This window comes from Kitasatospora sp. NPDC096140 (genome assembly GCF_040303045.1).
GTDB lineage: Bacteria > Actinomycetota > Actinomycetes > Streptomycetales > Streptomycetaceae > Kitasatospora.
Map to the genome: position 1 here is coordinate 1 of NZ_JBEOUW010000092.1, position 10,291 is coordinate 10,291.

General features: G+C 68.6%; 8 protein-coding genes and 3 pseudogenes. 5 read left to right on the plus strand and 6 right to left on the minus strand.

Annotated features, from left to right (window positions below):
• Nucleotides 1-277: 277 nt before the first annotated feature.
• Nucleotides 278-610: a hypothetical protein gene (locus tag ABT048_RS41175; RefSeq protein ID WP_350526782.1), complete on the minus strand. Its 333-nt coding sequence runs from the start codon at nt 608-610 to the stop codon at nt 278-280.
• Between the two features lie 402 nt (nt 611-1,012).
• Here ABT048_RS41175 and ABT048_RS41180 point away from each other — a divergent pair, with 402 nt between their 5' ends.
• On the plus strand, nt 1,013-1,954 hold the full coding sequence (locus tag ABT048_RS41180) for a helix-turn-helix domain-containing protein (RefSeq protein WP_350526783.1): 942 nt from the start codon (nt 1,013-1,015) through the stop codon (nt 1,952-1,954).
• Between the two features lie 42 nt (nt 1,955-1,996).
• Here ABT048_RS41180 and ABT048_RS41185 read toward each other — a convergent pair whose 3' ends face one another.
• The 4 genes from ABT048_RS41185 to ABT048_RS41200 form a co-directional block, all read right to left on the minus strand.
• Nucleotides 1,997-2,143, minus strand: coding sequence for a hypothetical protein (locus ABT048_RS41185; RefSeq protein ID WP_350526784.1), 147 nt, complete (start codon nt 2,141-2,143; stop codon nt 1,997-1,999).
• Between the two features lie 151 nt (nt 2,144-2,294).
• Nucleotides 2,295-2,744 (minus strand): hypothetical protein, encoded by a 450-nt coding sequence (locus ABT048_RS41190; protein ID WP_350526785.1) that lies wholly within the window; start codon nt 2,742-2,744, stop codon nt 2,295-2,297.
• 66 nt (nt 2,745-2,810) lie between these two features.
• The gene (locus tag ABT048_RS41195) at nt 2,811-4,166 is read right to left on the minus strand and encodes an SGNH/GDSL hydrolase family protein (RefSeq protein ID WP_350526786.1); all 1,356 of its coding nucleotides are present in this window, start codon (nt 4,164-4,166) and stop codon (nt 2,811-2,813) included.
• The gene (locus ABT048_RS41200; RefSeq protein ID WP_350526787.1) at nt 4,163-5,446 is read right to left on the minus strand and encodes a sensor histidine kinase; all 1,284 of its coding nucleotides are present in this window, start codon (nt 5,444-5,446) and stop codon (nt 4,163-4,165) included. Before ABT048_RS41200 ends, ABT048_RS41195 begins: the two co-directional genes overlap by 4 nt.
• 133 nt (nt 5,447-5,579) lie before the next feature.
• Between ABT048_RS41200 and ABT048_RS41205 the strand changes: the two are divergent.
• A pseudogene (locus tag ABT048_RS41205) lies at nt 5,580-6,495 on the plus strand (ABC transporter ATP-binding protein).
• A complete protein-coding gene (locus tag ABT048_RS41210; RefSeq protein WP_350526788.1) occupies nt 6,492-7,343 on the plus strand; it encodes an ABC transporter permease in 852 nt (283 codons plus the stop codon). The pseudogene ABT048_RS41205 and the gene ABT048_RS41210 overlap by 4 nt, the downstream one beginning before the upstream one ends.
• A 423-nt stretch (nt 7,344-7,766) precedes the next feature.
• Here ABT048_RS41210 and ABT048_RS41215 read toward each other — a convergent pair.
• A pseudogene (locus ABT048_RS41215) lies at nt 7,767-8,042 on the minus strand (transposase); the annotation flags it as partial.
• 288 nt (nt 8,043-8,330) lie between these two features.
• Here ABT048_RS41215 and ABT048_RS41220 point away from each other — a divergent pair.
• Nucleotides 8,331-9,644: an ankyrin repeat domain-containing protein gene (locus ABT048_RS41220; protein ID WP_350526789.1), complete on the plus strand. Its 1,314-nt coding sequence runs from the start codon at nt 8,331-8,333 to the stop codon at nt 9,642-9,644.
• Between the two features lie 265 nt (nt 9,645-9,909).
• Nucleotides 9,910-10,197, plus strand: a pseudogene (locus ABT048_RS41225) (transposase); the annotation flags it as partial.
• Nucleotides 10,198-10,291: the final 94 nt, after the last annotated feature.

Consider the following 10,291-nt stretch of genomic DNA (forward strand, 5'->3'; position numbering starts at 1 on the left):
GCGGGTACTTCATCGGTGCAGCCATGGCAGAGGCTCCCTTCTCATGGCCCATCAGGCCATCTCCGGCAACCTTCCGCACGTCGGGGGAACCTCAGCCCTCACCTCGTTGGCCACCAAGGTGACGGTGCCGGACGGCTGCGCCGGGAGCTGCGGCACGACCAGGCGCACCTTGCCGACCGTCCGTACGCCAGCCAGGCCGCACCCTGATCCCAGGGCTGACTCTGCCCGGCCGCTGGACTCACTCGCCGGGTCGTCCGCCGTCGCCGGGCAGGAGGTTCTACTGCGGCAACGAGTGGCCGATGCCGTCCTTCCACAGGGTGCGGGCGTGGTCCAGGTGCAACGGCTCGTCGAGCAGCCGGATGGTCAACCGCTCCGGCTCGGGGCGCACCTTCAGGATGCCCAGGGGGTGGGGTGACAGGCCGCCCATCTTGCAAGCCGCGAGGAAGACCGCGGCTTCCAGTGCGGCCTGGTCCGGGTGGCGAGCCACCGGGATCGCGGATCCGTCCTTGCCCGCCTGCCGCAGCGCCTGGAGGGCCTGGAGGGCCTGGTGAGTCTCCCCCGTGCAGCGCCGGCGGCAGTCCGTGGAAGGGGCGGGGGTCAACTGGGGCATCGTCAGCTCTCCGCGTCAGCTGTCCCCCCGATGCTGCCGACGCTGTGAGGCACGTGCCGCTGCGATCCTGTGGTGAATGATGAGCTTCTGGCCGGTCCTCGGCACCGGATACGGGGGTCTCCGCTGCCCGGCCGGGCGCTCGCGGGCCCGAGCCGATGGAAACGCACAGCACGGACCCGGTCAAGACGCCTCACCCCACACCCGCGGCCATCACCCGCCCGGCCCGGTGGTGGACCGGGGAACGGCTCACCTCCGCCACCCCAAGCACGACACCACCCACTCCGTCCAAGTCGGTGAAGCCGCGAGCCGTTCTTCCGCGACCTCGATCCGGGCCACGCCGCGGCGCCACGCCCTGCCAGACTGGTCCGGCCGCAGGGCTGCGGGATCAGGAAGGACGTGAGGATGCTCGAGTTCTGGGACCGGTCGACCGAACAGCGCCTGCTGCGCGCTCTCGACGCCTGCTGCGCCCTGCTGGGCGGCACGCAGGAGTCGACGGCACGGCGAGCGGTCCTCCAGCGCTTGCTCGCGGTCGTCTTCGAGGCCGGGGCCGGCACCGACGACCCGATGAGCGAGCTGTACGCAGCCGACACCGTGCTCAGCGAAATCCCGCCCGACACCGGCCTCGACGACACCCAGGCGCTCGCCTGGCTCAAGCAGGCGCAGCAGCGCCGCCTGGTCGCATTCCTCGAGGAGATGGACGGGTGGGGGACCGGGTACTCGAGCGAGGAGATCGACGGGCATCCGATGTGGCGCATCCACCAGCTCGGTGCGCTCCCGCGCCGGCTGCGCCTGCTGATCGCCGCCATGGGCACCGACAAGACCGCCCTTGCCCGTACGGTCGGCGTGCCCGCGCACCAGGTCGGGCACTGGGCCGCCGGCCGCTCCACCCCCGAGCCCGCCGAGCGGGACAAGCTCGCGGCCGCGCTCGGCATCCACCCTGGCTGGCTCGCGGAAAAGCTCGACGACCAGGCGCCGATCGACTGGTACCAGTTCGAGGACGGCTGTCCCTGCGGAGCCTCGGACGGCACGTTCGCCCGGGAGCCGCTGGACGGGCCGTGCGCGGACATCGGCGCCCACGCCGAGTGGGGACTGTGGTGCGCCAGCGACAGCACCGGCGAGAACGGTTGCGGCCAGGCCTATCTGATCGACGGTGACCTTCTGTGTCCCGCTCCGACCATGCAAGGCGGCTACGGTCACCGCTTCACCGCCGTTCGGGACGGTGTACGCGGCGCCGAACTCAGCGCACCCTGGCCCCACGCCCTGTGGAACACGCCAGCCGGCCCCCACCAACGCGGCCCGCTGCGCCTGCCCGACCTGCTCACCCAGGCCCCTGGCCCGCGATAGGTCACCGGAGCCCGGCCGTTTCCGGGGCGCTGCTGAGGTGGGTCAGGGTCCGGCGATCACCCAGGTCACGAAGATCGCGGACATGCCGGGATGGAACCTGTACACGACGCTGATGCGGTCGCCGGAGCCGGAGGCCGGGTCGGTGCGGGCGGTGTAGTCGTCGACCGCCGGGTCAGTACCGCCGGGCACAGGGATACCGAGCCGCGGGAAGACCGCCAGACGCTCAACGAGCCTCTCGACCGCGACACTCCAGACCCAAGGCCGCCGCGAGCTGGCGACAGTCCATCTTCTCGCCGCTGAGGGCAAGGACCTCCACGCGTCGCTGGTAGATAGGCATGCCTCACCCGACAGTGAGCGCCTCGTTCCCGCTAGTTGTGATGTGAGCTTGATTGCATGGTATGCCGTCGATCCGATCTGTGATGGCTCCATCCGTTCGAAAGAGAATTACCCGCAGGCAGGCGTCCGCCACCGCGGCGCTCCTGGCGCCGGGGTAGACCGCTGTGGCTTGGACATCGACCACGACAGATGTGCTCTCTTTGACGGCGCTGACATGGGTCACCTGGGTGCCTCGTTCGAGTTCCTCAAGCGACGCGATCGTCTGTGAGCCCGCACTGAACGCGGGTACGAGCTTGGCTGCGTAGCGCCGAGCGCTGTCAGCTGCGTCGGCGGTTGCCTGCCGTCGACGGTCACCAACTACAGAGCGCTGGTGAATCGTGCTTGCCGCGAAGGCTGCGGCAGCCACTGCCAGAACCGCGATGAGAACAACCAGTCCTCTGCGAAACAGCTTCATCCGAGGCTTTCCGGGAAGAGCCGGGGCCCGTTCAGGCCCCGGCCGGGTGGATTATTCCGAGAGCCGCTAATAGCGCGCGCTGATCAACGCGCTCGCCAGAGCGGAGGCGTACAGCTTCGTTCCGGTGCTGTTCGGGTGGTAGCTCTCCATGCTCGCGCACACCCAGTTATTGGGGTTGGGGCTCGCGGGACAGGAGAAGTCGCCACCAGGCTTGGTCGAAGGCGCGGCCACGAAGTCATTGATGGCCGCACCGGCCTTACTACAGACACCACGGTGGTAGAACTCGGTCATCGGCGAGTAGAACGTGACGGGCACGTTGTCTACGCTCTGAAGATCGGCGGCGAGCTTCTTCTGGTCGTCCCTCATGTAGTCGGCCCAGCCGTTCAGCTTGATAGCTGCATCACTGAGCATCACCGAGCACCCGACTGTCATGTCTCCCACATCGAAGAGTTCGGGGTAGCCGAGCAGGACGATCTTCGCCTTCGGCGCCTTGTCGTGGATGTGCTGGAGCAGGAGCCTCAGTCGGCCCATGGTGTCATCGATCTGCTTCCTGACGTCCGCATCGGAGGGGCAGCTGAGTTCGACGCAGCTTTGGACGGTGTCAGCGAAGCCCGAGTCGTTTCCTCCGGCGGTAAGCGTGACCAGCGTGGTGTTCGCATCGAGGAAGCCGGACAACAGCTGCGGGACCTCGTGATGCTGTCCGATCACTCCCCAGACGAGGTTGCCGTCCTTGTCGGTGCTTCCCGTTGTATCGATCTGCGAGGTGACGGCGCCGGAGCAGGCGACACTGTGGTAATCGAGGCTAGTGTCGAAGGTGTCGGCCATGCTGCCGATGCTGCCAGACCTTCCCGGTATGACCGTCTGCCGGATCCAGGAGTTCTGGCTTCGGCGGCAAGCGTTCCAGGAACGCCCCGGGGAGGTCTGCTTGCTCTGGTCGGCGTACGGGCCCATGTCGGTGCCGTAGATGTACGGCTGGGCGCCTTCACCCGAGGAGTAGGAGTCGCCCAGCTGGACGACGAAGTCCTTTGGCTGCCCTGGAAGGGGTTGGAAGGCGACGGCGTCCCATGCGACATCGTCCGAGGCGTCGCCGTCCGGTGTGTAGTTGGACAGTTCAACCCCCTGGAAGTCGTTCCCGTCGGTGAATTCAAGGACGCCGAGGCTGACCCAGTGGTTGCTGTTGGAGGCGACGTTGAGGATGCGGTTCTGTGTCTGGCCGTTTCCGATATGGATGCTGTAGATCGCCTGCTGGGTCTTGGACCCGGTGTCAGGGATGTGAACGAAGACCCTGGTCCAGCCGTTCGACCGCTGGTTGAGGCCCCGACCGCGCCGCCTGAGCCCCTGCGCGACCACCGCGACCAGCTGATCCGACGCATCCGGCTCGGTTAGCGGTTGGTCGTCGACCAGCATGACGCGGATACTCATTGTGCTCCTCCTGCTATGGGTATCCGGGCCGAGACTCGGAAGCCACCGCTGGTCTGGGGGCCGGCGTGGAACTCTCCGTGCAGCAGGGTGACCCGCTCGCGCAGTCCGGTGAGGCCGTAGCCACTGCCCGGGGTCGTGCCGTGGCCGCGGCCCTGGTCGGTGATCTCGATGGCCACCTCGTCGTTCTTCCGGCAGTCGATGGACACCTGGCAGGAGGTGGCTTCGGCGTGGCGCACCACGTTGGCGATCGACTCCTGGATGATGCGGAAGGTCGCCAGGTCGACGTCCGGCGGCAGCGGGCGCCGCTTGCCCTGCCACTGGACGTCGACCCGGACGCCCGCCGCGGTCGTTGCGGCGGCCAGCCGGTCGAGGTCGGCCAGGCCTGGCGGCCGGTGCAGCGGGGTGGTCTCGATACCGCTGTCCTGATCGCTCTGGCGCAGCGCGCCGAGCATCCGCCGCAAGCCCGACAGGGTCTCCCGCCCGGCGGTCTCGATTTCGGCCAGCGCGTCGCGGGCCCGGTCCGGCCGGCTGTCGATGACCCGCCGTGCCGCACCGGCCTGCAGGGCGACGATGCCGATGCTGTGTGCCACCGTGTCGTGCATCTCCCGTGCGATCCGTAGCCGTTCGGCGGTGGCCGCCTGTGCGGCCAGCTGGGCGCTCATCACTTCGGTGTGCTCGCGGGACTGGCGTATCGACCGGCCTACCAGCCAGGCGATGACGGCGGCCAGGACGCCCTCGTCCGAGACGCCGATGTGCGGCAGGCTGGTGGTCAGCTGGAAATGATCGACGACGAACACGGTCCCCGGCGCCGGAGCACCGTCGTACGTGGCGGTCGTCAACCCCACGGTGTTGTCGGGCACCATGCCCAGGTGCGTGATCAGCACGACCAGCACAAGGGCCAGGGCGGCACGCGAGGTCCGGTAGGGTTGGGCGGCCGTGACCAGGCAGAGCGCGACGTCGACCGCCAGGAGCGCGGTCAGTGGCAGCTGGATGTTCGCGCGCGTCGCGTCCGTCACCGCGAGCGTGGCGACGATCACCAGGGCGATCGACAGAAGCGGCCGCCGGCGCAGCACGGCGGCGGCGCCGAACGCGACGAGGGACGCGGCGGTGAGGAGCGCCCAGTCTCGATGCCCGGCGGCGCTACCCGGGTGGGAGAGGTGATGGTCCGGCTTCCCGCCAAGGACAACTGCGGGGTACATGACCGACACGCACCAGGCCAGGGCGGTCCATGTGCCCGCTGGCACGCGCTTGAGCAGGGGCAGGGCCGGCGTCACGGACATGCGGTGATCGTAACCGGGTGCCCTCCCGCGGGCATCGGACCACGGTTGTACAACCAGGGTCGACAGGTGCCGCGACGGGGTGTCAGTTCTGGTCCGATGCCCGCCCGGCCCCGACCAGGGCACCGTTGAGGGCATGATCGAAGTCCACGAGCTGACGAAGCGCTACGGCAGCTGGCGGTCAACAATCTGAGCTTCACCGTGAACCCCGGTTACGTCACCGGGTTCCTCGGCCCCAACGGGGCTGGCAAAAGCACCGCACTGCGGCTGATCCTCGGTCTGCACACCCCCACCAGCGGGTTCGTCACCATCGGCGGCCGCTCGTTCCGCTCGCTGCCCCGGGGTCTGCGGCATGTCGGGGCGCTACTGGACGCCGGTGACGTGCACTGCGGGCGCACCGCCCGGGCCCACCTGCGCGCGCTGGCCCGCAGCAACGCGATCCCCCGTGGCCGGGTGGACGAGGTGCTGCGCGAGGTCGGCCTCGCGTTCGCGGCGGACCGGCGGATCGGCGGATCGGCGGCTTCTCCCTCGGCATGCGCCAGCGCCTCGGCGTCGCCACCGCGCTGCTCGGCGACCCGCCAGTGCTGCTCTTCGACGAGCCGCTCAACGGACTCGACCCGGAGGGCGTGTACTGGGTGCGCGGCCTGTTCCGCCGGCTGGCCGGCGAGGGGCGCACGGTCTTCGTCTCCAGCCACCTGATGTCCGAGATGGAGCACACCGCCGACCAGCTCATCGTCCTCGGCCGCGGTGAGCTGATCGCCGCGGAGAGCGTGGCGGAGTTCGCGGCCCGCGGGGCCGGCCGGAGCGTGTCGATCCGCACACCGGCCGCCGCGATCCTGTCTCCGCTGCTGACTTCCAAGGGCGCTTCGGTCCAGCGCGAGGCCGACGGGCAGCTCACGGTCGTCGGGCTCAGCGCGGACCGGATCGCCGAGATCGCCTTCCAGCACCGAATTCTGCTGAACGAGTTGACCAACAACACCGGCTCGCTGGAGGAAGCGTTCATGGAGCTGACCGCCGACAGTGTCGAATACCTCGCAGGAGGGACCCAGTGACCTCGCTGGCGACGACGAAGACCGTGGTGCCCGACGCGCCGGCTCTGGAGCTCAAAGCCCGCTTCACCGACCTGTTCGCCGCCGAGTGGATCAAACTGTGGTCGCTGCGCTCGACTCCCTGGGCCTTCGCCGCCACCGTCGCGGCGGTCCTCACGGTCACCGTCACCGCCGCCTGTGCCGACTCCCAGAACTGGACACAGTACGACGAGGAGCACCGGGAGTACTTCCGCATGTTCGGAACCGTGGGTGACTCGTTCCCCACCGGCGCCGCCACTCTGCTGATCCTCGGTGCCGGCGCCATCGGTGCCACCACGATCCTCGGCGAGTACACCACCGGCATGATCCGAACGACCTTCACGGCCGTCCCGGCTCGCCGTTCGGTGATGGCCGCGAAGATGGCGGTGGTCACCGTGACCACGACCGTCCTCGGTATGGCCCTGGCGTTGGCCTCGTTCGGTGCGGCCCAGGGGATCCTGTCCGGCCAGGACGCCGCCGTCGGCTTCAGCCATCACGGTGTCGTGCGCCTGCTCGTCGCGTCCGCGGTGCTCGCTCCGGTGTCCGCACTCGTGGGCATGGGGCTGGCCGCAGTCATCCGGCACAGCGTGCTCACCATCGTGGCCACGATCACGCTGCTCTTCGTCCTGCCCTCGCTGTTGAACAGTCAGAAGCACCTCACGGTGAGCCTCCTGCACATGACGGTCCTACAGGCTTGGGGGCGCATCGGCCGCGACCAGGCCACCACGGCGATGTGGCCGTGGACGGTGGCGGGCGCCTGTACCGTCCTCGCTGTCTGGGTGGTGGTCGCCGCGATGCTGGCCCTTTTCACCTCGAACCACCGGGACCAGTGAGCGGCGCTCCGCTCGGCTGGGCCTTCTCCCAGACGCGGGCTGATGCGGCCGCCCAGCTTTACCCCGACGGCATCGCCCGGACCGCACATCGCAGTCTTGATCCGGGCCTCCCGGCGCCCACAGGCTCAAGGCGACGGGAGAGGAGAGGCCACCGGATACAGCCGTCTCCAGCACCGCAGCGCGGCCCATCCACCAGGTTCGGCAGGCCGCTGACGACTCACGGGGCTTCAAACGCTGGTTCAGTTCCGTTACGCCCATTCCGTCTTCACTTGCGGGCACGAACCGTCTGGTGGTCTCGGTCCGCCCCTACGTTGTCGAGACTGCTTCCGGCCTCGCCCCCGACCTGGGGTCCAGCCTGTCTCCAGCTTCAACCGGTCACTGCGATGACCAGCGGTGGGCTCCTCCTCCCACTCGATCCTCAGCGCCTCGTGGCGCACACCCCGTGTCGTCCACGATCAGGACGCCGTCGTCGGCACCGAGGTGCTCGAGGACGTAGGCCCGGACGTCGTCGCGGACCGCATCCGCGTCCCAGCGGGAGCTTCGCAGCAGCCGCTGCATCGGCCCGGGCCGACTGTGACCGGCCTGCTCGACCAGACGCCAGCAGTTCTTCCGCTCGACGCCGGACAGCAGGGCGAGCACGAAGACGCGGGCCGTCGCCCGCGGCTCCACCCGCTTGAACCGGCCCGCGATCCGGGCCATGGCCTGGTCGAACATCGCACGCCAACGGGCGGGATCTATGCTGTTGTCCGCAGCCGCAGCCTGATCTTCAGGAGTCCACACAACCCTTGATGATCACGCGGTGGCCGCTCCAGATCTACCAGGTGTGACAGGCTGCTTCAGCCAGTGGGATCCGCACCGGACGAGGCCCGGGATCTGACGCCGATGCGACATGTCAGCAGCCCGACGCCCGGATGTTCCGCCCACGACTCCGGCCCGGGGACGGCGTGACGGACTCGGCCGACGATTCCTCTCCCGGCCTGCGGCTGCATGGCGATCGAGTGCAACAGGGGGTTGGGGATGGGCGAGGAGCCACTCATCACGGCGGTGCGGAGCGGGGACGAGAACGCGGTCAGAATACTGCTCGAGGACGGGGCGGATCCCGACATCGTCGACGAGCAGGGCACCCCCGCACTCTGCCTGGCCATCTCGGCGTTCAACTCCACGATCGCCAGCTATCTGGTGGAAGGCGGCGCGGATCCGGACCGCCAACTGCCCGACGGGACCACCCCGCGATTGCGGGCCGTCGACAGCGGTTCCATCGCGCTCGCCGACTGCCTGCTCGGTGGAGCGACCCTCATCAGCGAGGCCGCCCGCGCGGAACTGCTGGCACGCGGCCGGCAGTGGCACGAGATGGGCCCAGTCGCCATGCTCCGGGAGCGGACCGGCGCCTCGGATACGGTCGAGCGGGTTCGCATCCGGGACAGGGAGTGGTTCACCGAGTACCACGAGCTCCGGCTCGGCGGAATAACCGTCCGCGACGGCCACACAGGGATCCTCACTGTCCTCGAGAAGCACTTCGGACTGCACCTGGGCTTCGACGAACTGGCGGCCCGCGCGTGCGCACTCGAGTACCCGGACTGGGAGCACGCCGTCTGGTCGGAGATCGTCAGAACCCTTGCCCGGAGGCAGGACGACGAGACCTGGGAGGCTGCGGCGGCACTGCGGGGCCATCCCGATCCCCTGCACCGCCGCTTCGGCGCGGAGGTCCTGGTCTGCCTCTACCTCGAGGCTGACCTCACGAACGTCCCGAATCCGTTCGAACAGCGCACGCTCGAGATCCTCCTCGACTGGGCAAAGGAGGAAAAACACCCGGACGTCCTGGCCGAGACCCTGGCTGGCCTGAGCCCCCATGAGGACCCGAGGATCGAGCCGCTGGGGCTCTCCTACCTCGCCCACGCTGCCCCGCAGGTCCGTATCGTGGTGCCTTCGACCCTGAGAATCGTGGACTCGGAGAGGTCTGGGCGAAAGACGTTCACCTCCGAGGGACTGAAAGCCCTGCTTGCACTGGCCCGGGACACCGAGGCCTCCGTTCGCCAGGTCGCCGGCTACGGGCTCGCGTACAGCCTGAATCCGGAACCCGCCATCGGGGACACCCTGGCCGATCTGCTCGATGAAGCGGACCAGCAGACCCGGATCTGGGCCGTCTACGGACTGGCCGAGCGGGACGATCCACGCTGTATCGATGGAGCCGACCGGGTGGGAACCGTCGACGAGTACGAGTCATGGTCCTGGATACTCGGCGCGCCTTCACGGTACGAGTGGCGCCAGAGGGAGCGGGAAGCGCCGGCCACGACCGAGTAGCGAATGCTCCTCTCTGTATCCCATCGTGTGCCGGCTGTGGTCATCAGGGCCGACTCTGCCCTGCTCACCCGGTACACGATGTGGCTGCCCGCCTGGTCCCGACGCTCACGCACCTCAATCCTCGAACCCACCAACGAAGCCCTCGGCCACATGCGACCAACACAAGATCGCAAAGTCACACTGGAGTACTAGGGCCTGTGTGAGGTTGTGATCAGTCTTGGGGTTCTGCCCTCTTCTGAGGGCAGAACCCTGTAGGACTGTGTCTGTGACGCGTAGGCAACTCACTGATGATCAGTGGAAGTTGATCGAGCCGTATCTGCCGGTCGGCAGGTTCGGCCCGTACCCCGAGCGGCTGCGGGAGCAGTTCGAGGGGGTGATCTGGCGGTTCCGATCCAGCGCTCAGTGGCGGGAGATGCCGTCCGAGTTCGGCCCGTGGCCGACGGTCTACGGGCGGTTCCGGGTCTGGCGGGACGCCGGCGTCTTCACCGCCCTGTTGGAGGGCCTGATCGCCGAGGCCGCCCGCGTCGGGAAGGCGGACCTGTCGCTGGTCAGTGAGCCTTTTCAGAGCGGTCACCGATCGGGTGACGGCGGTGCTGTCGGCGCCTGGGCATGACGAACGGGGCTCTCGGGCGGTTGAGAGAGGTGTC

Coding starts and splice junctions, on each gene's coding strand:
- ABT048_RS41180 (WP_350526783.1), top strand. CDS start 1,013: ATGCTCGAGTTCTGGGACCGGTCGACCGAACAGCGCCTGCTGCGCGCT.
- ABT048_RS41195 (WP_350526786.1), bottom strand. CDS start 4,166: ATGAGTATCCGCGTCATGCTGGTCGACGACCAACCGCTAACCGAGCCG.
- ABT048_RS41220 (WP_350526789.1), top strand. CDS start 8,331: ATGGCGATCGAGTGCAACAGGGGGTTGGGGATGGGCGAGGAGCCACTC.
- ABT048_RS41200 (WP_350526787.1), bottom strand. CDS start 5,446: ATGTCCGTGACGCCGGCCCTGCCCCTGCTCAAGCGCGTGCCAGCGGGC.
- ABT048_RS41175 (WP_350526782.1), bottom strand. CDS start 610: ATGCCCCAGTTGACCCCCGCCCCTTCCACGGACTGCCGCCGGCGCTGC.
- ABT048_RS41190 (WP_350526785.1), bottom strand. CDS start 2,744: ATGAAGCTGTTTCGCAGAGGACTGGTTGTTCTCATCGCGGTTCTGGCA.